The 21,719-nt window shown below is 64.1% G+C and carries 20 protein-coding genes; 8 read left to right on the forward strand and 12 right to left on the reverse strand.

Annotated elements, in window-relative coordinates; translation table 11 throughout:
* Nucleotides 1–45 precede the first annotated feature (45 nt).
* Nucleotides 46–564, forward strand: a complete 519-nt coding sequence (locus OO306_RS15020; protein ID WP_027592306.1) for a dihydrofolate reductase — start codon at nt 46–48, stop codon at nt 562–564.
* Nucleotides 565–653: 89 nt separating this feature from the next.
* Here the strand turns inward: OO306_RS15020 and OO306_RS15025 are convergent, their stop codons facing one another.
* Entirely contained in the window at nt 654–2,045 is a 1,392-nt protein-coding gene (locus tag OO306_RS15025) for an L-cystine transporter (protein ID WP_027592307.1), read from the reverse strand.
* Nucleotides 2,046–2,286: 241 nt separating this feature from the next.
* Between OO306_RS15025 and OO306_RS15030 the strand changes: the two genes are divergently transcribed.
* Nucleotides 2,287–3,342 carry a haloacid dehalogenase-like hydrolase gene (locus OO306_RS15030; RefSeq protein WP_265969219.1) on the forward strand — a complete coding sequence of 352 codons (1,056 nt, stop codon included), beginning with the start codon at nt 2,287–2,289 and terminating at the stop codon, nt 3,340–3,342.
* 11 nt (nt 3,343–3,353) lie between these two features.
* On the opposite strand, the gene OO306_RS15035 is transcribed toward OO306_RS15030, so the two are convergent.
* On the reverse strand, nt 3,354–4,022 hold the full coding sequence (locus OO306_RS15035) for an FMN-dependent NADH-azoreductase (RefSeq protein ID WP_027592309.1): 669 nt from the start codon (nt 4,020–4,022) through the stop codon (nt 3,354–3,356).
* Nucleotides 4,023–4,158: 136 nt separating this feature from the next.
* On the opposite strand from OO306_RS15035, the gene OO306_RS15040 reads away from it, so the two are divergent.
* Nucleotides 4,159–5,016, forward strand: a complete 858-nt coding sequence (locus OO306_RS15040) for a LysR family transcriptional regulator (RefSeq protein ID WP_265969220.1) — start codon at nt 4,159–4,161, stop codon at nt 5,014–5,016.
* Between the two features lie 44 nt (nt 5,017–5,060).
* Here OO306_RS15040 and ilvD read toward each other — a convergent pair whose 3' ends face one another.
* The gene (ilvD, locus tag OO306_RS15045) at nt 5,061–6,902 is read right to left on the reverse strand and encodes a dihydroxy-acid dehydratase (RefSeq protein WP_238217633.1); all 1,842 of its coding nucleotides are present in this window, start codon (nt 6,900–6,902) and stop codon (nt 5,061–5,063) included.
* A gap of 478 nt (nt 6,903–7,380) precedes the next feature.
* Between ilvD and mgtE the strand changes: the two genes are divergently transcribed.
* Nucleotides 7,381–8,436, forward strand: coding sequence for a magnesium transporter (gene mgtE, locus OO306_RS15050; RefSeq protein WP_265969221.1), 1,056 nt, complete (start codon nt 7,381–7,383; stop codon nt 8,434–8,436).
* Between the two features lie 143 nt (nt 8,437–8,579).
* Here mgtE and OO306_RS15055 read toward each other — a convergent pair whose 3' ends face one another.
* On the reverse strand, nt 8,580–9,776 hold the full coding sequence (locus tag OO306_RS15055) for a class I SAM-dependent rRNA methyltransferase (RefSeq protein WP_027592312.1): 1,197 nt from the start codon (nt 9,774–9,776) through the stop codon (nt 8,580–8,582).
* 191 nt (nt 9,777–9,967) lie between these two features.
* Between OO306_RS15055 and OO306_RS15060 the strand changes: the two genes are divergently transcribed.
* Nucleotides 9,968–10,786 (forward strand): HDOD domain-containing protein, encoded by an 819-nt coding sequence (locus OO306_RS15060; protein WP_172960437.1) that lies wholly within the window; start codon nt 9,968–9,970, stop codon nt 10,784–10,786.
* Nucleotides 10,787–10,789: 3 nt separating this feature from the next.
* Nucleotides 10,790–11,602, forward strand: coding sequence for a bifunctional DNA-formamidopyrimidine glycosylase/DNA-(apurinic or apyrimidinic site) lyase (gene mutM, locus OO306_RS15065; RefSeq protein WP_027592314.1), 813 nt, complete (start codon nt 10,790–10,792; stop codon nt 11,600–11,602).
* A 158-nt stretch (nt 11,603–11,760) separates the two neighbouring features.
* On the opposite strand, the gene OO306_RS15070 is transcribed toward mutM, so the two are convergent.
* The 5 genes from OO306_RS15070 to OO306_RS15090 form a co-directional block, all read right to left on the reverse strand.
* On the reverse strand, nt 11,761–12,012 hold the full coding sequence (locus OO306_RS15070; RefSeq protein ID WP_027592315.1) for a YfhL family 4Fe-4S dicluster ferredoxin: 252 nt from the start codon (nt 12,010–12,012) through the stop codon (nt 11,761–11,763).
* A 108-nt stretch (nt 12,013–12,120) separates the two neighbouring features.
* Entirely contained in the window at nt 12,121–12,600 is a 480-nt protein-coding gene (coaD, locus tag OO306_RS15075; RefSeq protein ID WP_016393341.1) for a pantetheine-phosphate adenylyltransferase, read from the reverse strand.
* A gap of 111 nt (nt 12,601–12,711) precedes the next feature.
* Complete coding sequence (locus OO306_RS15080) at nt 12,712–14,310, reverse strand: GMC family oxidoreductase (protein ID WP_265969222.1); 1,599 nt, start codon at nt 14,308–14,310, stop codon at nt 12,712–12,714.
* Nucleotides 14,311–14,330: 20 nt separating this feature from the next.
* Nucleotides 14,331–14,816, reverse strand: a complete 486-nt coding sequence (locus OO306_RS15085) for a twin-arginine translocation pathway signal protein (RefSeq protein ID WP_085272233.1) — start codon at nt 14,814–14,816, stop codon at nt 14,331–14,333.
* Nucleotides 14,817–14,826: 10 nt separating this feature from the next.
* Nucleotides 14,827–16,257: a coniferyl aldehyde dehydrogenase gene (locus OO306_RS15090; RefSeq protein WP_265969223.1), complete on the reverse strand. Its 1,431-nt coding sequence runs from the start codon at nt 16,255–16,257 to the stop codon at nt 14,827–14,829.
* Nucleotides 16,258–16,407: 150 nt separating this feature from the next.
* Here OO306_RS15090 and OO306_RS15095 point away from each other — a divergent pair, with 150 nt between their 5' ends.
* Entirely contained in the window at nt 16,408–17,073 is a 666-nt protein-coding gene (locus OO306_RS15095) for a TetR/AcrR family transcriptional regulator (RefSeq protein ID WP_027592319.1), read from the forward strand.
* 35 nt (nt 17,074–17,108) lie between these two features.
* Nucleotides 17,109–17,963, forward strand: coding sequence for a sulfurtransferase (locus tag OO306_RS15100; RefSeq protein WP_265969225.1), 855 nt, complete (start codon nt 17,109–17,111; stop codon nt 17,961–17,963).
* A 12-nt stretch (nt 17,964–17,975) separates the two neighbouring features.
* Here the strand turns inward: OO306_RS15100 and OO306_RS15105 are convergent, their stop codons facing one another.
* The 3 genes from OO306_RS15105 to OO306_RS15115 are packed head-to-tail and all read right to left on the reverse strand — an operon-like array spanning nt 17,976 to nt 21,675.
* Nucleotides 17,976–18,968: a hydrolase gene (locus OO306_RS15105; protein ID WP_027592321.1), complete on the reverse strand. Its 993-nt coding sequence runs from the start codon at nt 18,966–18,968 to the stop codon at nt 17,976–17,978.
* A gap of 60 nt (nt 18,969–19,028) precedes the next feature.
* Nucleotides 19,029–20,390, reverse strand: a complete 1,362-nt coding sequence (locus OO306_RS15110) for a pitrilysin family protein (protein ID WP_265969227.1) — start codon at nt 20,388–20,390, stop codon at nt 19,029–19,031.
* Complete coding sequence (locus tag OO306_RS15115) at nt 20,383–21,675, reverse strand: pitrilysin family protein (RefSeq protein ID WP_265969229.1); 1,293 nt, start codon at nt 21,673–21,675, stop codon at nt 20,383–20,385. The genes OO306_RS15110 and OO306_RS15115 overlap by 8 nt, the downstream gene beginning before the upstream one ends.
* Nucleotides 21,676–21,719 lie beyond the last annotated feature (44 nt).

Genomic DNA, 21,719 nt, shown 5'->3' on the forward strand with positions numbered 1-21,719 from the left:
CAGGGCAGAAGCATAACCCACGGCGGGTTTGCTATCCTCGCTGGCATGACTAGCACACTCCCCCTCAGCCTGATCGCGGCCCTCGCCGAGAACCGCGTGATCGGCATCGACAATTCCATGCCCTGGCACCTGCCGGGGGATTTCAAGTACTTCAAGGCCACGACCCTGGGCAAGCCGATCATCATGGGGCGCAAGACCTGGGACTCGCTGGGCCGGCCTTTGCCGGGGCGGCTGAATATCGTGGTCAGCCGCCAGCCGGGGCTGGCGCTGGCCGGTGCCGAGGTGTTCGCCTCGCTGGAAGCTGCGCTGGTGCGCGCCGAACAGTGGGCGCGTGAGCAGGGCGTCGATGAGCTGATGCTGATTGGCGGGGCGCAGCTGTATGGGCAGGCGCTGGAGAAGGGGCTGGTGAGCCGCATGTACCTGACCCGGGTCGAGCTGTCGCCTGAGGGCGATGCGTGGTTCCCGGCGTTCGACGAGGCGCAGTGGCGCCGGGTGAGCAGTGAGCCGCAAGCGCCTGAAGGGGCGGGGCCGGCGTATCACTTCGATGTCTGGGACAAGGTTTGAGATTGTTGGGGGGCGCTCGCGCCCCATCGCGACGCAAGGCCGCTCCTACAAAAAGACCGCGTCTTCTGTGCAGGGGCGGCCTTGGCGTATCAGCTATGACTCAGCGTTGCATGCTGGTCATCTGCTAACACGTCCTGGTCAGTCTCTTTCAACAGCTGGCTGGTCACCACCCCGGCCGTCATCGAGCCATTCACGTTCAGTGCCGTGCGGCCCATGTCGATTAACGGCTCCACCGAAATCAGCAGTGCTACCAGCTCAACCGGCAAGCCCATGGCCGGCAGCACGATCAGCGCGGCGAAGGTCGCACCACCGCCTACTCCGGCTACCCCGGCCGAGCTCAGGGTGACGATGGCGACCAGGGTCGCGATCCACAGCGGGTCGAAGGTGTCGATGCCCACTGCCGGGGCAACCATCACGGCCAGCATGGCCGGGTACAGGCCGGCGCAACCGTTCTGACCAATTGTCGTGCCGAACGAGGCGCTGAAGCTGGCGATGGACTGCGGCACACCCAGGCGACGGGTTTGCGCTTCGATGTTCAGCGGGATGCTCGCGGCGCTGGAGCGGCTGGTGAAGGCGAAGGTCAGCACTGGCCACACCTTGCGGAAGAAGCGCAGCGGGCTGACGCCGGTCGCCGCCAGGATGACGGCATGCACCACGAACATCAGCCCCAGGCCGATGTACGAAACGACGACGAAGCTGCCCAGCTTGAGGATGTCGTCCAGGTTGGAGCTGGCGACCACTTTGGTCATCAAGGCTAGCACACCATAAGGGGTGAGCTTCATCACCACGCGCACCAGGCGCATGACCCAGGCTTGCAGGGTGTCGATGGCCGACAGGGCGCGCGCGCCTTTCTCGGCGTCGTCCTTGATCAGTTGCAGGGCGGCCAGGCCGACGAACACGGCGAAGATCACCACGCTGATGATCGAGGTTGGCTTGGCCCGCGCCAGGTCGCCTACCGGGTTGCTGGGGATGAACGACAGCAGCAGTTGCGGGATGTTGAGGTCGGCGACCTTGCCCGCGTAGTCGCTGTGGATCGCTTGCAGCCGCGCGCTTTCCTGCACGCCAGCCACCAGGCCATCGGCGGTCAGGCCGAACAGGTTGGTCAAGACGATGCCGATCAATGCGGCGATGGCAGTGGTGAGCAGCAAGGTGCCGATGCTCAGCACGCTGATGCGGCCAAGCGAGGAAGCATTGTGCAAGCGTGCCACGGCGCTGAGGATCGAGGCGAAGATCAGCGGCATGACGATCATCTGCAGCAAGCCGACATAGCCGTTGCCGACCAGGTCGAGCCAGGCGATGGTGGCTTTCAATACCGGGTGGCCAGCGCCATAGATCGTGTGCAGGACCAGGCCGAACACCACGCCCAGCACCAGGCCCAGCAAGACCTTCTTGGCCAGGCTCCAGTCGGTGCGGCGAGTTTGTGCCAGGCCCAGCAGCAAGGCCAGGAACGCCAGCAGGTTGAGAGACAGCGGCAGGTTCATTGAAGCTCCAACAAAAAACAGAAGAGGCATCGCCTCTGTGAGCGATTGCGAACGGAAATGCTAACAGCCTGAAAACAAACGAATTTATACCCAAATGGAATGTGCATAGTCGTTTATGGAATAACGGAATGTCGCAGATAGCAATGAACAGGGCGTTTCAAGCTGCTTCAACGTCGTTGTCAGGGCTTGCTGGGCCGGTAGGTTGGACTAGCGTTTCCCGGTCATTTCAGGAGATTCGCACATGAAGTTCGCTCCGAAAGCCCTCGCCCTGGGTCTGTCCCTGCTGTTCGGGGCCCAAACCTGGGCCACCGAACTCAAGCATTGGCCTGCCGAGGCCGCCAAACAGCTCGACAACATGATCGCCGCCAATGCCAACAAAGGTAACTACGCGGTGTTCGACATGGACAACACCAGCTACCGCTACGACCTTGAAGAGGCGCTGCTGCCGTTCATGGAGAACCAGGGGCTGCTGAGCCGCGACAAGCTCGACCCTTCGTTGAAGCTGATCCCCTTCAAAGACACGGCCGAGCACAAGGAAAGCCTGTTCAGTTACTACTACCGCCTGTGCGAAATCGACGACATGGTCTGCTACCCCTGGGTGGCGCAGGTGTTCTCGGGCTTCACCCTGAAGGAACTGAAGGCCCAGGTCGACGCCTTGATGGCTTCCGGCAAACCCGTGCCCAGCACGTATTTCGAGGGTGACCAGGTCAAGGCCATCGAGGTGCAGCCGCCCAAGGTCTTTGCCGGCCAGGCCGAGCTGTTCAACAAACTGATGGAAAACGGCATCGAGGTGTATGTCATTTCTGCCGCGTCCGAAGAACTGGTGCGCATGGTCGCGTCCGACCCCAAGTACGGCTACAACGTCAAACCGCAGAACGTGATTGGCGTCAGCCTGCTACTGAAGGACCGCAGCAACGGCCAGCTGACCACGGCGCGCAAGCAGATCAGCGCCGGCAGCTATGACCCCAAGGCCAACGAAGGCCTGGAACTGACGCCTTACCTGTGGACCCCGGCGACTTGGATGGCGGGCAAGCAGGCGGCGATCCTCACCTACATCGACGAGTGGAAGCGGCCGGTGCTGGTGGGCGGCGATACGCCAACCAGCGATGGCTACATGCAGTTCCACGGGGTGGACGTGGGCAAGGGGGGCATCCACCTGTGGATAAACCGCAAGGCCAAATACATGGACCAGCTCAACGGTATGATCGCCAAGCACGCGGCCGCGCAGGCCAAGGAAGGGCTGCCGGTGACGGCGGACAAGAACTGGGTGATCGTCACGCCTGAGCAGATCCAGTAACCCGGTGCAGGTCAGCCGCTTCGGCCGACAATGAGCGTTCTGGCTTGTTGTTGGTCGAAGTTCTGCGCCAGCATGGCCACGGCTTCCATGGCGCTTGAGCGCACGCTGGCGCCCTCGGCGCCAAGCGTCTGTTCGGCCACGATGCTGTGCACCTGGTTGATCCCGACGAAGCGGAACCACGCATCGAGGAAGGGTTTTTCCAGGCCGAACGCCTGATCAGGCGTCTGGGAGTCGGGGCCATAACCCAGCCCGCGGGTGTAGATGGCCACCGCCCGGCGCCCACCCAGCATGCCGTTCAACCCCTGTTCATCGAAGGTGAACAACACGCCCTTGTGCGAAATGGCGTCGATCAAGTGCTTGAGTTTGTAGGGGATGCCGAAATTCCACAGCGGGACGCTGAACACCACTGTATCTGCCCGGTGGAAGCGTTTGGCGAGGGTTTTGATCTGTGCCCAGGCGGCGTTTTGCGCGGGGGAAAGCGGCGCATCGACAAGCCCGGCGTACTTGGCCGCCAGCAGGTCGCCATCCACTTCGGGCAGCTCGCATTCCCAAGGGTCCAGGCGGTCAACCTCCACGGTTTTGCGCTCGGCCAACGCGGCCAGGAACACTTCGGCAATTTGAGCGGAAACCGAGCGTTCGCCTCTCGGCGATGCACACACATAAAGAACACGTTCAACCACGGGGCTACTCCTGTCAGCGTCGATGGCATTTCCCCTGGCGAGGCATGGCACAGGGGGAGCGCAGAGTCTGATTGAGGGCGATTCATTATAGAAATCACGTATGCTCGCCTCATTAAGTTCAATAGGTGATGAATCCGTGTTCGATAGCGTCCTTCTGCGTAGCTTGCTGGCCGTTGCCGACAGCGGGGGCTTCACGCGTGCTGCCGAGCGGCTGCACCTCACGCAATCGGCAATCAGCGCGCATATTCGGCGGCTCGAGAGCGAAGCCGGGCACAAGCTGCTGGAGCGCACCACGCGCTCGGTCAGCCTGACCCCAGCAGGCACGCGGCTGGCAGGCTATGCCCGCACCATCCTGGCACTGCATGACGATGCCCGCGCGAGCCTTGGCGTCGGCAGGCGGGTTTGCGGCACGGTGTCCGTGGGGTTGAGCGAGGAGATGGTCAAAGCCCCGATCATCGATTGCCTGCGTCGGTTTTCCGTGGCGCACCCCGATGCCGAGGTTGCCCTGCAGGTCGGCTTGACCGGCGAGTTGCTCGCGCTCATGCACGCGGGTGGGCTGGATATCGTGCTGGGGAGCCGCTGCGGCGGTGATGAGCGTGGCGAGGTGCTCTGGTCCGAGCCGTTGGTCTGGGCGAGAGGGCCGCTGGCGCTGGCCACCGATGATGCGACCTCACCTGTACCTTTGGCGGTGTTTTCCGATCAATGCCCCTACCGTGCGGCGGCCATCGAAGCGTTGGCGCGTGCAGGGCGACAATGGCGGATCGTTTGCCAGAGCCCAAGTGCCGGGGGGCTGATGACTGCCGTAAGCGGCGGGCTTGGGGTAACCCCGGTCACCCGCTCATGCGCACTGGCCGCAGGCCTGCAGGAAGTGACGACTCTGCCCGCACTGCCTCACGCGCAGTTCATGCTGACCTCGACGGCGAAGCCAAAGCGCTCGGCGGCATTGCTGCTGGCGCAGTTGCGCCACTGCGCTTCGCGTGGGGAAGATAGTTGAAAGCGCTGGGGCCGCTCGGCAGCCCCAATACACTCATCAGAGCCTTACAGCCCGTCGAGCATCGCTTTGTTACGCACCGCACCTTTGTCGGCACTGGTCGCCAGCAGGGCGTAGGCCTTGAGCGCGGTGGTCACTTTGCGCGGACGCACTTCGGCTGGCTTCCAGCCTTTCTTGTCCTGCTCGACACGGCGCTCGGCCAGCTCTTCGTCGCTGACCAGCAGGTTGATCGAACGGTTGGGGATGTCGATCAACACCTTGTCGCCGTCGCGCACCAGGCCAATGGCGCCGCCTGCAGCGGCTTCCGGCGAGGCGTGGCCGATCGACAGGCCCGAGGTACCGCCCGAGAAGCGGCCGTCGGTGAGCAGGGCGCAGGCCTTGCCCAGGCCTTTGGATTTCAAGTACGAGGTCGGGTAGAGCATCTCTTGCATGCCCGGGCCGCCCTTCGGGCCTTCGTAACGGATGATGACGATGTCACCGGCCTTCACTTCGTCGGCGAGGATGCCGCGCACGGCGCTGTCCTGGCTTTCGAAGATCTTCGCGCTGCCTTCGAACACATGGATCGACTCGTCGACACCGGCGGTCTTCACCACACAACCGTCGAGGGCGATGTTGCCGTACAGCACCGCCAGGCCACCCTCTTGCGAGTAGGCGTGTTCGAAGCTGCGGATGCAGCCGTTTTCACGGTCGTCGTCGAGGGTTTCCCAACGGGTCGACTGGCTGAACGCGGTTTGGGTCGGGATGCCCGCCGGGCCGGCTTTGAAGAAGGTGTGCACCGCTTCGTCGTCGGTCTGGGTGATGTCCCACTTGGCGATGGCTTCTTCCATGCTGCGGCTGTGCACGGTCGGCAGGTCGGTGTGCAGCAGGCCGCCACGGGCGAGCGAGCCGAGGATACTGAAGATGCCGCCGGCGCGGTGCACGTCTTCCATGTGGTACTTCTGGATGTTCGGCGCCACCTTGCACAGCTGCGGCACTGTGCGCGACAAGCGGTCGATGTCCCGCAGGTCGAACGCCACCTCGCCTTCCTGGGCCGCGGCCAGCAGGTGCAGGATGGTGTTGGTCGAACCGCCCATGGCGATGTCCAGCATCATGGCGTTTTCGAACGCCTTGAAGTTGGCGATGCTGCGCGGCAGGACCGACTCGTCGTTCTCGCCGTAGTAGCGCTTGCACAGCTCGACGATGGTGCGGCCGGCAGTGAGGAACAGCTGCTCGCGGTCGGAGTGGGTGGCCAGGGTCGAGCCGTTGCCCGGCAGGGCCAGGCCCAGGGCTTCGGTCAGGCAGTTCATCGAGTTGGCGGTGAACATGCCAGAGCACGAACCGCAGGTCGGGCAGGCGCTGCGCTCGTATTCGGCAACCTTCTCGTCGGAGGCCGTGGAGTCAGCCGCGATGACCATCGCGTCGACCAGGTCCAGGCCGTGGCTGGCCAGCTTGGTCTTGCCGGCTTCCATCGGGCCGCCGGAGACGAAGATCACCGGGATGTTCAGGCGCAGGGCGGCCATCAGCATGCCGGGGGTGATCTTGTCGCAGTTGGAGATGCACACAATGGCGTCGGCACAGTGGGCGTTGACCATGTACTCCACGGCGTCGGCGATGATCTCGCGGCTTGGCAGCGAATACAGCATGCCGTCGTGGCCCATGGCGATGCCGTCGTCGACCGCGATGGTGTTGAATTCCTTGGCCACGCCACCGGCGCGCTCGATCTCACGGGCAACCAGCTGGCCCAGGTCCTTCAGGTGCACGTGGCCCGGGACGAACTGGGTGAACGAGTTGGCGATGGCGATGATCGGTTTCTTGAAATCTTCGTCCTTCATCCCGGTGGCGCGCCACAGGGCTCGGGCGCCAGCCATGTTGCGGCCTTGGGTGGAAGTCTTGGAACGATAATCAGGCATGAAGCACTCCTGGCGGCTTAATCAGGTCACAAAAAGGGGAGTGAGCTTCTCTTGTCCTATGCGCCTTAGGCCGGTTGCCACTGGCACGGATGGGGCCGAAGACACCACGGGATCGCCGCGTGCTCGACCAGAGCTCATAAACCCGCCGGGGATGACTGGCGATGAATAGGCCGATTCTACACCGCTGGCGCTGTGAGGGAATGGCGATGTGTCTGGGCGGTGGCTTTCGCCTCATGACCGGTCGCTTGTAGGACGCTTCCGAAACGCCGGTTCAGGGGCTGACCTGCCCGCCCAAGCTGACTATGATCCGCCCGCCGCATGTGCGGCTTCACGAGATACACCCTCAATGGACCTTCCCAGTTTCAGTTCATACCGAACTCGCAAATTGGCACTGAGCGCGTCGTCGCCAGGGCTTCCGAAGGCTTGAGCCCGTGTGGCTGAGGTGTGCGGGTGCCTGCGTCGGCGCCTGGAGAACCTCATGCAGCACACCTCCGATACGCTCGTTTCACCCCTTGACCTGCGCCAGGCCGCCCAGGCCCGTCGTGACGACCTGCTTCACCCGCAAGGCTACCCCGAAGGCACGGCCGGTTACCTGATGACCAGTGAGTACTCGTGCCTGGATGCCGGCCTCAGCGCCAGCCACGCCATCGACATGCTGCGCCGCGAGGCCGCCGATGCCGAAACCATCTACCAGTCCTATGTGCTCGACGGGCAGCGCAACCTGCTCGGGACCTTGTCCTTGCGCGAGTTGATCCTCGCGGCGCCTGAGGCGCTGATTGATCACATCATGGTGCACAAGGTCATTTGCGTCTGTACCACGACCCGTCAGGAAGACGTGGCCCGCTTGATCCGCGAGCACGACCTGCTGGCTGTGCCGGTGCTGGACGAAGCCGGGCGGCTGGTGGGCCTGGTGACCTGCGACGATGCACTTGATGTGGTGGTCGATGAGGCCACCGAGGACTTCCACAAAGGCGCCTCCATCACCAACCACGTGGGCAACCTGCGCGACGCCACCGTCAGCCTGCTGTACCGCAAACGGGTGCTGTGGCTGGTGTTGCTGGTCTTCGGCAACCTGTTCTCGGGGGCGGGGATTGCGGCGTTCGAGGAAACCATTGCCGCGCACATCGTGCTGGTGTTCTTCCTGCCGCTGCTGGTGGACAGCGGGGGCAATGCCGGCGCGCAGTCGGCGACCTTGATGGTGCGGGGCCTGGCGACGGGCGAAGTGTACATGCGTGATTGGCTGCGCATGCTCGGGCGCGAGTGCGGGGTTGCGCTGGCGCTGGGGGCGACCATGGCCGTGGCGGTGGCATCGCTGGGCGCGCTGCGCGGTGGGATGGACATTGCCCTGATCGTTGCCAGCAGCATGCTGGTGATCGTGTTGCTGGGTAGCCTGATCGGCATGAGCCTGCCGTTCATGTTCACCAAGCTGAAGCTCGACCCGGCGACGGCCAGTGGCCCGCTGGTGACCTCGATTGCCGATGCGGCGGGGGTGCTGGTGTACTTTGGGATCGCGTCGTACGTGCTGGATATCTGACAGAGCGCATCCCTTAGAGCCCAAGCTCGACCCCTGTGGGAGCGGGTTTACCCGCGAATGCGAGGGTGAATGCACCGACGCTTTCGCGGGTAAACCCGCTCCCACAGGGGGTGGAGGTAATGCACGCTTCAGTGATTGCCCAATCAGCTGTTAGGCAGCAACCGGCAGGTAATGCTCTTGATGTAGCGGGTTTCGGCAATGGCCGGGTGCACCGGGTGGTCCGGGCCTTGGCCGCCGCGCTCGAGCAGTTGCATGTTGCGGTCCAGGTGGCGGGCGCTGGTCAGCAGGATGTTGTTCAGGTCATCCTCGGGCAGGTGCATCGAGCACGAGGCGCTGACCAGAATGCCGTCCTTGTTGAGCATGCGCATGGCCTGTTCGTTGAGGCGACGGTAGGCCGCTTCGCCGTTTTTCAGGTCTTTCTTGCGCTTGATGAAGGCGGGTGGGTCGGCAATGATCACGTCGAAGCGTTCTTCGGCGGCCTTCAGCTCGCGCAGCGCTTCAAATACGTCACCTTCGATGCAGGTCAGCTTCTCGCTGATGCCGTTGAGCGCGGCATTGCGCTCGACGCCGTCCAGGGCAAAAGCCGACGCATCGACACAGAACACTTCGCTGGCGCCAAACGCGCCGGCTTGCACACCCCAGCCACCGATGTAGCTGAACAGGTCGAGCACGCGCTTGCCTTTGACGTAGGGCGCCAGGCGTGCGCGGTTCATGCGGTGGTCGTAGAACCAGCCGGTCTTCTGGCCTTCACGTACCGGTGCTTCGAACTTGACGCCGTTTTCTTCCAGCGGGACCCAGTCCGGCACTTCGCCGTAGACGGTTTCGACGTAGCGCTGCAGGCCTTCGGCATCACGCGCGGCGGAATCGTTCTTGAACAAGATGCCGCTTGGCTTGAGCACTTGCACCAGGGCGGCGATCACGTCGTCCTTGTGCAGTTCCATGGTGGCCGACGCCAACTGGACCACGAGGATGTCGAAGAAACGGTCGACCACCAGGCCTGGCAGCAGGTCGGAGTCGCCGTAGACCAGGCGGTAGCACGGCTTGTCGAACAGGCGCTCACGCAGCGACAGCGCGACGTTGAGGCGGTGTACCAGCAGCGACTTGTCCAGCGGCAGCTTGATGTCGCGCGACAGCAGGCGCGCGCAGATCAGGTTGTTCGGGCTCAGCGCCACGATGCCCAGCGGCTTGCCGTTGGCAGCCTCGAGGATCGCTTGCTGGCCGGCCTGAAAGCCTTGCAGCGGGGTCGCGGCGACGTCGACTTCATTGCTGTAGACCCACAGGTGGCCGGCGCGCAGGCGGCGGTCGGCATTGGCTTTGAGGCGTAGGCTGGGCAGGGACATGACGTCGCTCCGGGAAAAAAGAGCGGGAGTATACCGTGTTGGCCTTCGCTTCGGGGTCAGGCGCGACAAAGTGCTGGCCAGGGCTAAAGCCAGCCGATCCGGTGTTAGAATTCGCCGTCCTCAACGAGTGTGTACGCATGTCCCAAGAACTCAGCGCCGAACAGATCCAGCAAGCCTTGCAAGGCATCACCATCCCGCCGCAACCGCAGATCATGGTCGACCTGCAGTTCGAGCAGTACATGCCCGACCCAGACCTGGAAACCATCGCCAAGCTGATTTCCCAGGACCCGGGCTTGTCCGGCGCGTTGCTCAAGTTGGTCAACTCCCCACATTTCGGCCTCTCCAACAAGATCGGCTCGATCCAGCGCGCGGTGAACCTGCTGGGCAGCCGTTCGATCATCAACCTGATCAACGCCCAGTCGATCAAAGGTGAAATGAGCGACGAGACCATCGTCACCCTGAACCGCTTCTGGGACACCGCGCAGGATGTGGCCATGACCTGCCTGACCTTGGCCAAGCGCACCGGCATGCAGACGGCTGACGAGGCCTACACCCTCGGGCTGTTCCATGATTGCGGTGTGCCGCTGATGCTCAAGCGCTTCCCCAACTACATGGACGTGCTGGAAGAGGCCTATGCCAAGGCCAGCGGCGAAACGCGGGTGGTCGATACGGAAAACCGCGCGTTCAACACCAACCACTCGGTGGTGGGGTACTTCACCGCCAAGTCCTGGCGCCTGCCCGAGCACCTCACGGCGGCCATCGCCAACCACCACAACGCCTTGGCCGTGTTCCGCGACGAGTCTTCGCGCAATACCCAGAGCCAGCTGAAGAACCTGCTGGCGGTGCTGAAGATGGCCGAGCACATCTGCGCGTCCTACCGGGTGCTGGGCAGCCAGAGCGTCGACCACGAATGGGAAGTGGTCGGGCCACTGGTGCTCGACTACATTGGCTTGTCGGACTACGACTTCGAAAACCTCAAACAGAATATTCGAGAGCTGGGCGGGCACTGACACATGCCGGAACTACCCGAAGTAGAAACCACCCGGCGCGGCATTGCGCCTCATCTGGAAGGCCAGCGGGTCAGCCGGGTGGTGGTGCGTGACCGGCGCCTGCGCTGGCCGATCCCTGAAGACTTGGATGTGCGCTTGTCGGGGCAGCGTATCGTCAGCGTAGAGCGTCGGGCCAAGTACCTGTTGATCAATGCCGAGGTCGGTACGTTGATCAGCCATTTGGGCATGTCGGGCAATTTGCGCCTGGTCGAGCTCGGCCTGCCGGCGGCCAAGCACGAGCACGTGGATATCGAGCTGGAGTCGGGGCTGATGCTGCGCTACACCGACCCGCGCCGTTTCGGCGCCATGCTCTGGAGCCTCGACCCGCTCAACCACGAACTGCTGCTGCGTCTGGGGCCAGAACCGTTGACCGACCTGTTCGATGGCGAGCGTTTGTTCCAGCTTTCCCGTGGGCGCTCGATGGCGGTCAAGCCGTTCATCATGGATAACGCCATCGTCGTGGGGGTGGGCAACATCTACGCCACCGAAGCGTTGTTTGCTGCGGGCATCGACCCACGCCGCGAGGCGGGCGGTATTTCGCGGGCGCGGTACCTGAAGCTGGCCATCGAGATCAAACGCGTGCTGGCAGCGGCCATCGAGCAGGGCGGCACGACCTTGCGTGATTTCATCGGCGGGGATGGGCAGCCGGGCTACTTCCAGCAGGAACTGTTCGTCTACGGGCGGGGCGGGATGCCGTGCAAACTGTGTGGCACGACCTTGCGCGAGGTGAAGCTAGGCCAGCGGGCAAGCGTGTTTTGCCCACGCTGCCAGCGCTGAAGTGTTTCGCTGTACCTTGTAGGAGCGGCCTTGCGTCGCGATGGGGCGCGAAGCGGCCCCAGGTTTTCAGCGTCGCAGCATAAATTGCCGGGGCCGCTTTGCGGCCCTTTCGCGACACAAGGCCGCTCCTACAGAGGGGCGCGTAAGTGCAGGTGGGCTTAGGCCTTGCCCGTAATCAGGCGGTACTTGGCCATCAGCTGCTCTTCGGTCTCTGGGTGCGCTTCATCCAGGGGGATGCAGTCGACCGGGCAGACCTGCTGGCACTGTGGCTCGTCGTAATGACCCACGCACTGGGTGCACAGGTTAGGGTCGATCACGTAGATCTCTTCGCCTTGGGAGATGGCCTCGTTCGGGCACTCGGGTTCGCAGACGTCGCAGTTGATGCAATCGTCGGTGATGATCAGGGACATGGGGACTCCGGCCGGGGCTCTCAGCCCGGGCATGTTCAACGCTGTGGGCACAATTGTGCCGCATTCGCGCCCGCAGTGCACGCGGGCGCGATGATCAGGCGTGCAGGCTTACTTCTTGAACCGTTCGGTCAGCGCCTCAGCCACTATGGGGTGGACGAATTTGCTGATATCACCCCCCAATGCCGCGATTTCCCGGACCAACGTCGAGGAAATGAACGAATAACGCTCCGACGGCGTCAGGAACAGGCTCTCGACATCGGGTGCCAGTTGCCGGTTCATGTTCGCCAGCTGGAACTCGTACTCGAAGTCGGAGACCGCGCGCAGGCCACGCAGGAAGACGTTGGCGCCCTGTTCCTTGGCAAAATGCGCCAACAGGGAAGAGAAGCCGATGACTTCGACATTGGGCAGGTGCTTGGTGACCTCACGGGCCAGCGCAACCCGTTGTTCCAGCGGGAACAGGGGATTTTTCTTCGGGCTGGCCGCCACCGCGATAATCACATGGTCGAAGAGCCGCGAGGCGCGCTCGACCAAGTCGCCATGGCCTTTGGTAATGGGGTCGAAAGTACCCGGGTACAACACTCGGTTCATCGCGTCATCCTGGCTGGAGTGCGTTGGGGAGTCGGATGGTAGCGCAGCGATAGCGCCCGGCCAAGTCATGCGGCCGGCTGATGGCACTATAGACAGTGGGTGCATTCGTTGTCATGCGTTGTGTGCCAGGCGGGCGATCAGGGCCTCGGTGAGCTTGGCGCTGATGGCGTACACCGACAATTGCGGGTTGGCGCCGATGCTGGTGGGGAACAGCGAGCCGTCGTGAATCGACAGGTTTTCCAGCTGATGGTGCTGGCCCAGGCTGTTGCACACCGCGTGTCGCGGGTCTTCACCCAGGGCACAGCCGCCCATCACGTGGGCGCTGCCCAAGCGTGTGCGGAACGGCGCCAGTGGCAGGCCGTCGATCATCGTCAGGGCTTCGCCAAGGTTGTTGGTGTAACGGGCATCACTGTGCACCGGCAACACCTGCTCGGCCCCGGCGGCAAACTGGATCTGCGCCATGCTGCGGTAGGCGCGGCGCAAACCGTCGCGCAGGTAGTCATTGACCGGGTAATCCAGCACGGGCGAGCCATCGCCACGCAGCTCAACCGTGCCACCCTGGCTTTCTGGGTGGAAGCCATCGCGCAGCAACGCCAGCATCACGTGGGTATGCGGCAGCTCGGCCATGCGCTGGGCATTTTCGCTGCCATGCCCGCCCAGCAGGGTGCTGGCCAGGGCCGGGTGCAGCGGAGGCACTTCCAGTTTGTAGCCGACCGGGCCGCCGCTGCCGCCCAGCCATTGGAAGTGATCGCTGTAGATGGACTGCGGAGCACCGTAATAGGGGTCGATGCGCGCCTTGAACCGTGCCGCGCTGAAGTTGACCAGGTGCAGGAAGGTGCGTTTGCCCAGGCGGGCGTGTGGGTCGGGAGCGTTGGAGCGCAGCAGCAGGGCTGGGCTGTTGATACCGCCCCCGGCGAGGATGTAGTGGCGGGCGCGCACGCTGATCTGCCGGCCGGTGGGGTTTATCCCTTGGGCATCCAGGGCTGTGCACTGCAACTGGGTAATGCGCTCGCCGTTGTGCTCGAAGCGCTCGGCACGCGCAAGATAGAGCAGCTCGCCGCCCTGGTCGAGGGTGGCTGGAATAGTCGTCACCAGCATCGATTGCTTGGCGTTGACCGGGCAGCCCATGCCGCAATAGCCAAGGTTCCAGCAACCCCGCACGTTGCGCGGGATTACCGCCCAGCGATAGCCGAGTTGTTCGCAGCCACGGCGCAGGACCTCGTTGTTGGCGTTGGGTGGCAAGGCCCAAGGGCTGATGCCCAGCTGCTGTTCGATGCGCTCGAACCAGGGGCCTAGCGCCTCGTTGTCCAAGCCATTGACCTGGTGCTCCCGGGCCCAATGGGCCAGGGTCTGTGGCGGCGTGCGAAAGCTCGAGGTCCAATTCACCAGCGTGGTGCCGCCCACGGCGCGGCCCTGCAGAATGGTGATGGCGCCGTCCTTGCTCATGCGGCCGAGGCCTTCCTGGTAGAGGCTGGCGTAGGCCTCGCTCTCCAGCAGGTGGAAGTCGCTGCTGGTCTTCAGGGGGCCTTCTTCGATTAGCAGCACCTTGAACCCCGCGGCGCTGAGCAACTGCGCGCTGGTGGCGCCGCCAGCGCCGCTGCCGATTACGGCGACATCGGCCTGCAGGGCCAGGTCATGCGTCAGGCGCGAGCCGTCGTGGGTGATCCAGCCGCGTTCGAGGCCTTGGCGAAACGGGTCGATTACAGGCATTGGCAAGGCTCTTGTGGTCGTCAGATCTTCGGTGGCCCTGGGTAGCCGCAGGCGGCCCAGGCTTCCGGCCGTTCATACCAGGCCATCTGCAGCAATTGCAGCAACGAGGCGTGGCCCATGCGCAGCAGGTTCAGCGAACTGTCCTGCCAGCGTTGCAGAAACGCGTTGATCTGCTCGCTGCTGGCCTGCTGCCAGGCGCCCCACACGCCAGTCAGCGGGCCACGGGTCAGCGGCAGGCTGAGCACGTCGAACAGTTGCCGGGTGAGCTTGAGCATTTCTGGCGACAGCGCCGCCAGTTTGTGATCGAGGCTGTGCAGCACCAGCGCCTCGACGGCCTGGGTGCCGGCCAGTACCACCGGGATCAGCGCGCTCAACAGGGGCAGATCGTCATCACGCAGCACCTTGTAACCGGGCGCGGCCGACTGTGCCGTGCAGCCGACCAGGCTGGTGGTGGCGAGGAAGGCGCTGGCGCCCAGGCTGAAGCGGAGCAAGTCGCGACGCTGCATGGGCTTGGGCTCAGCGAATGAACAGCTTGTAGACCAGGCGCTGCAAGGCCTTGCCATACGGTGGGTAAATCAGGCGTGCAGCGTTCAGGCGCTGTTTGGCCAGCACGGCCTTGGCCTTGCTGAAGGTCAGAAAACCCTCGTGGCCGTGGTAGTGGCCCATGCCGGAAGGCCCGATGCCGCCAAAGGGCAGGTCGTCCTGAGCCACATGCAGCAGGGTGTCGTTCAGGCACACGCCGCCGGAGTGGCTGTGACGCAGCACGTGTTCCTGTTCGCTGCGGTCGTAGCCGAAGTAGTAAAGAGCCAGTGGGCGAGGGCGCTGGTTGATGTAGGCCAATGCCTGGTCGAGGCTGTCGTAGGGCACCAGCGGCAGCAGCGGGCCGAAGATTTCGTCCTGCATCACTTGCATCTCGTCGTTCACGTGCAGCAGCAGGTGAGGGGGCAGGCGTCGGCCCTGGCGCGGCTCGCCTGGGTACAGGTCGAGCACCTGGGCGCCTTGGTCGCGGGCGTCGTCCAGCAGGTGCTGCAGGCGCTGCAACTGCCGCGGGTTGATGATGGCGGTGTAGTCGGGGTTGTCGGCGATACGCGGGAACAGGCGGTGGACGGCGGACTGGTAAGCGTCACTGAAGGCCCCCAGCCGCTCGCGCGGTACCAGCACGTAATCGGGGGCCACGCAGGTTTGGCCGGCGTTCAGGGTTTTGCCGAAGGCGATGCGCTCGGCCGCGCTGTCCAGGGGCACGCTGGCCGAGACGATGGCCGGGGATTTGCCGCCCAGCTCCAGGGTGACCGGGGTCAGGTTGTGCGCCGCGGCCAGCATCACCTGGCGGCCGACGCTGGTTGCACCGGTGAACAGCAGGTGATCGAACGGCAGGCGGGCAAAGGCCTGGGCAACCTCGACCTCACCCAACACCACGCTGACCAGGTCTTCGGGGAACACGCGCGCCAGCAACTGCTGGAGGGCCAGGGCGCTGGCGGGCGTTGCTTCGCTGAGCTTGAGCATGACCCGGTTGCCTGCGGCCAGGGCACAGGTCAGCGGGCCAATGGCGAGAAACAGCGGGTAGTTCCACGGCACGATGATGCCGACCACGCCCAGCGGTTGATAGCGCACCTGCGCGCTGGCGGGCTGGAAGGCCAGGCCGACGCGGCGCCTGCTGGCGCGCATCCAGCGTCGCAGGTGCTTTTCGGCGTGGCGCAGGCCCTGGACCGAGGGCAGCAATTCAGCCAACAAGGTTTCATCGGCGCTGCGCCCGTCAAAGTCTTGATCGATGGCTTCGATCAGCTGCGTTTGCTCGGCCAGCAGTGCCTCGCGCAGGCTCCTCAGCCATTGCCGGCGCTGGGCTGCCGGGGGTGCGGGGTTACCCGCAAAGGCCAGGCGTTGGGCGGCGAACCTCGCCGTCAGGTCGAGGTCGGAATGCACAGGAGGCACGTCAACGGGCGAGGTCATATCGGCTCGAATCCGGGCAGGAAATCCCTAGAGCCTATACTCTAATCCGAACGATCGTGCGAATTTTTCGTTGGCGTCGAGCGGTGTATTCCACACCGGATACGCCTTAAGATGGCCCTTTGATCAAGGCCCGCAGACTGGGAGCTGAGCATGGCCCCGCGCATGAAGACCCGAGAGCGCATCGTGCAGAACAGCCTGGAGCTGTTCAACCAGCAGGGCGAACGTAGCGTCAGTACCAACCACATTGCCGCGCACATGGAAATTTCGCCCGGCAACCTGTATTACCACTTCCCCAACAAGCAGGCGATCATCGCCCTGTTGTTCAGCCAGTACGAAGAGCTGGTGGACAGCTTTTTGCGCCCGCCTCAAGGGCGTTGCGCCACCGTGGAAGACAAACGTTTCTACCTCAAGGCCCTGCTCGCGGCGATGTGGAACTACCGCTTCCTGCACCGCGACCTGGAGCACTTGCTGGACAGCGACCCCGAGCTGGCCGCCCGTTACCGGCGGTTTTCCGAGCGCTGCCTGCGTCAGGGCCAAGCGATTTACCGTGGCTTCGTCGACGCCGGGATCCTGGCCATGGCGCCGGCGCAGATCGAGTCGCTGACCATCAACGCCTGGATCGTCCTGACCTCGTGGGTGCGCTTTCTCAGCACCACGCGCGAGCATTCCGCGCACCTGGGTGAAGAAGCCTTCAAGCGGGGCGTCTATCAGGTATTGGTGCTGGAGCTCGGCTTTGTCACCGCAGATGCCCGCAGCGCCGTGGACGCGCTGTGCCAGGAATTCCACGTACCCTTCAACCAGGCCTTGGAACTGTAAACCAGGGCCCGAGTGCTATCGATCAGGAGATTGTCATGCCCCTTGCGCAATTGATCACCCCGGAAGCGTTGGCCGAGCGTCTGGGCTCGCCCGATTTGGTGATCCTCGACTGCCGCTTTGCCCTCGAGGATGTGGATTATGGCCAACGCAGCTATGCCGAGGGGCATATTGCCGGGGCGCACTTCGCAGACCTGGAGCGCGACCTCAGCGGCCCGATAAGCAAGGGGCGTACGGGGCGCCACCCTTTACCCGATGCGGCGCGGCTGGTCGAGCGTCTGCGTGAGTGGGGCGTGGACAATGACAGCGAGGTGGTGCTGTACGACGACGGCCCGGGTGCGTTTGCTGCTCGCGCCTGGTGGTTGCTGGCCTGGTTGGGCAAGCGCAGCGGCGTGTCGATTCTCGATGGCGGGCTCAAGGCATGGCATGCGGCGCACCTGCCGCTGAGCCTGGACCCACCGCTCAAGCGCGAAGGGACCTTCAAGGGCGAACCTGACAGCAAGCTGCTGATCGATGCCGCGCACCTGGCCAAGCACCTGGGCGATGCCGAGCTGACGCTGATCGACGCCCGCGCGCTGCCGCGCTTCCGGGGTGAAGTCGAACCGATCGACCCGGTCGCCGGGCACATCCCTGGCGCGCAGTGCGCGGCGTTCACCGACAACCTGGGGGCTGACGGGCGTTTCCTGCCGGCCGAAGCGCTCAAGCAACGGTTCGCAGAAAAACTGGCCGGGCGCTCGCCGGAGCACCTGGTGGCCTACTGTGGGTCGGGCGTGACCGCTTGCCACAACCTGTTTGCCTTGGCACTGGCGGGCTATCCGCTGGGGCGGCTGTATGCGGGGTCGTGGAGCGAATGGATCAACAACCCGGCGCACGGGGTGGCTACCGGGGATTGACCCGGGCCGCCGCTAAGCGCCTTCTACCAGCCACTGCGGAATCCGCCGCTCCAGGTAATACCCCGGGTTGCGCAGGCTGCCATCGACAAAGCCCACATGGCCGCCGCGGTTGTGCAGTTCAAAGTGCGTCTGCGGCGCCAGTTCGCTGGCCAGGGGCAAGCTGTGGCTGGAGACGAACGGGTCGTCGCTGGCGTGGATGATCAGGGTTGGGGTGCGATTCTCACCCAGGAAGAAGCGGCTCGATGAGCGCCGGTAGTAGTCGTGTGCATCGTTGAACCCGTTCAGCGGCGCGGTGACCTTGCCGTCGAAGTCCCAGAAGGTACGCAGGTTGGTCAGCGGCCCCAGCCGTTGCAGCGCCGCCAGCCGCTCATGCTGGCCCTTCTCATGAAAATGCCGCTGCTTCAGTTGCACATAGGCCAGCATCTCGCGCATGAAGTGCGCCTGGTAGACCTTCGAAAAGCCTTGGCCGATGCGGTCGGCACACTGGTCCAGACGAAACGGCACCGAGACCGCGACCGCCGCTTCCAGCTGGCTGGCCGGTCCGCTTTCGCCCAGGTACTTGAGCAACACATTGCCACCCAACGAATAACCCACCGCGTAAAGCGGTGCCAATGGGCGCTGGGCGCGCAGGTGGGCGACGATTTCTGCCAGGTCTTCGCTGGCGCCGGAGTGGTAGCTGCGCGGCAGCAGGTTCGGTTCGCCCGAGCAACCGCGCCAGTTCACCGCCACACTGGCCCAGCCGCGGCCCTGCAGGGCTTGCTGCAAGCCTTTGACATAGGGCGAGTGGGAGGAACCGGTGAGGCCATGCAGCACCAGCACCAACGGTGCATCCGGTTGGTGCGGGCCGTGCCAGTCGAGGTCGATGAAATCGCCATCGGCCAGCCACAGCCGCTCGCGGTCGCGTTGCAGTTCGGGCAGCTTGCGCCAGAGCGGCCCCCACAGGGTTTGCAGATGGGGGTTGGACAGGCCGACGGCCGGGCGGAACGTGGCAGTGAAACTGGGCATGCTGGGCAACTCGTGATGTGCCTGCCTAGAGTGCCATGAAACGCTGCCGCTGTACCTGCGCTATTGGTCGGAGGCCGGTAGCGGTTGCTGATCGACAACCGGGCCGACACTGACCAGCAGCCTGCGCGTCAGGTCTAACCTGCGTTGCATGACTTCGCGGACCGCCTCCGGGGTCAGCGTGGCCAAGCGCTCGTTATACGTGTTCAGGTGATCGGCAGGTTGGCGTTGCTGGGTGGTTTCGGTCAGCAGCTCAGCCAGGCGCTTGTTCTGCGCAACCGTACGCAACAACTGGCCTGCCAGCTGTTGGCAGGCCAGTTGCAACTCGGCCTCGGTCGGCCCATGCATCACCAAGTCGCGTAGCAAAGCCTCTACCAGGGCTTGCGAGCTTTTCACGTAGGGTGGGGCAATCTCCCACTCGATCGCGAAGAGCCCTCCAACGCGCTTGGGCACCAGCTGGCTGTAGATGTCGTAGGTCAAGCCTTGGTGTTTGCGCAGCGCTTTCATCAAGCGGGAGTCGGACCCCACACTCAGCACCTCGCAGGCCAACTTCAGGGCAAGGTACTCAGGGTCGTTGGCCGGTACGTCGACGGGCAGCGCAAGAAGAACCGCGTTGCCTGCCCCGGCTTGCTCAATGTTGATTGTGGCGCCCGATGTCAGCGGTGCAGCTGGCAGCTCAACCGCAGCCCAGCCTTGGGGCAGTGCCTGGCTGATACGCTGCGCCATGGCCTGCGCCTCGATGCGGGACAGATCCCCGACCACGACCATTTCCAGGTTGGTGGCGGAGTAGGCGCGTCGGTGAAACGCTTTCAGGTCAGCAGGCGTGACTGCGTCGAGCACTTGCGCAGTGCTGCTTTGTGGCTGGCCGTAGGGGTGACCGCTGAAGAGGTGGCGATAGGCTTCGCTGCGTGCTCTGAGCACTGGTTGCCTGGCGCGGGCAGCGTCATGCAGCACCAGCTGGCGTTTGACCTTCTCCAGGGCTGGGGCGGGAAAGGCCGGTTGTGCGACGAGGCTGGTGAACAGCTCGATGGCAGGGTCAAGCAGTGCCCGGGTACTGACAGTGCGCAGGCTCAGGGTGGCGTGATCGTGACGTATCTGCTTTTCAACCACCGCACCGAGCCGCTCGATACGCTGCGCATGTTCGGCGGCATTGAAGCGCAGGCTGCCCTCGTCGAGCATGTACAGCGTCAAGGCCGCCAGGCTGGGTGGGTCAACCGAAGCAGTACCGGCGTTAAAGCGCAGCACCACATCGACGATAGGCAAGCCGCGGGCTTCGACGAACGTGACGCCTGTTCCGGCGTCGGTTCTCCAGGTGTGTACCTCGGTGCGGATGGCCTCGCGCTGTTGCAGGTCCAGCCCTTGGGCGGAGAGTAGGCCGCCGTAGATGCCATGTGCCGCCGGAGGGGGCGATATCCTGTCATTCATGGGCGCGCTCCTTGTTATGCATGTAGGTGATCGCTGTGCGAGGCGCTGTCAGGTAGGCGACGGCGGCCTGGTGCACCTGTTCGGCCGTCACGGCTTCGAGGGTGGCTCGTTCATCATCCAGCGCGATGGGGTCCAGCCCGCAGGCCGCCTGCCTGCCGATGGCATGTGCTTGCTCAGCGATGGCGTCCCGGGCAAACAGTTGCCTGGCGAGGAGGCGTGCCTTGGCCCGCTGAAGCGCCTCGATGCTGGGCGGCTGCTGACGAAAGCGTTCGATTTCAGCCAACAGCCTGTCGGCCGCAGCCTCGGGCGTGACGTGCGCGCTACAGAAGGCGTAGAGCGTCAGCAGGCTGTCGCCGCGCCGATACGGCTCGTAAGTTGCCTTCAGGCCTTGCAGCACCTGTTCGTCTATCACCAGCAGGCGGCGGAGGGTGGCGGCGTGGCCTTCGCTGAGGAGATCGGGCAGCAGCCGCAACGCATGGGCTTGCGCGTTGGACGTGGCGGTGCGTTGGCTGGGCAGGTTGAAACTGAGGATCACGCCAGGCCTCAGGCCTTGCAGGTGCACTGTTTGAGCGCGGCGCGTCAGTTCGGCATCCTCGACGGGCGTTTGACGGGGTGGCAGGCGATGGGCGGGGATCACGGCAAAGTGCCGCGCCACCAGTGCCTGCAGTGGCTGCAGCCCGATATCGCCGACGACTGACAAGGTCGCGTTGTTTGGGTGATACCAGGTCTGGTACCAGGTGCGGGCCGCTGCGGGCGTCATGGCGTGGAGATCGGCGGGGTGGCCGATCACCGGCGTTGCGTAGCGGCTGTTGCCGTGGGCTAGCAACTGGTGCTGCTCCATGGCGAGGGCCAAGGGGTTGTTGTCGATATCGACGCGCCGCTCGGCCATGACCACCGCCAGTTCGCGGGCAAAGGGTGCATCGCTGAGCGTGGCAGTGGCCATGGTGTCGGCCATGGCTTCCAGTGCAATCTCCAGCCGGCTGACGGGCAAGGTCAGTGGAAAATATGTGGCGTCTTCTAGCGTGAACGCATTCGGGTCACCGCCGAGGCGGGTCATCAGCGTCGAATATTGCCCGCTGGCCAGCTTGCTGCTGCCCTCGAACAGCAGATGCTCCAGGACATGGGACAGGCCGCTGTGGCCGTCAGGCTCGTCGATGGAGCCTACGTGGTACCACAGCTGCACGCTGACCAGCGGGGCGCGACGGTCTTCGCGCAGGTAGACGCGCAGGCCATTGGCGAGGGCAAAGGACTGTACCGACGGTGTCGGCTTTGGCGGTTCGGTCATGGTTGAAGTGCTCCAGCAAGAAACGAAGGAGCAGCTTCAGTCAG

This window comes from Pseudomonas sp. DCB_AW, from assembly GCF_026240895.1.
Classification (GTDB): Bacteria; Pseudomonadota; Gammaproteobacteria; order Pseudomonadales; family Pseudomonadaceae; genus Aquipseudomonas; species Aquipseudomonas kermanshahensis.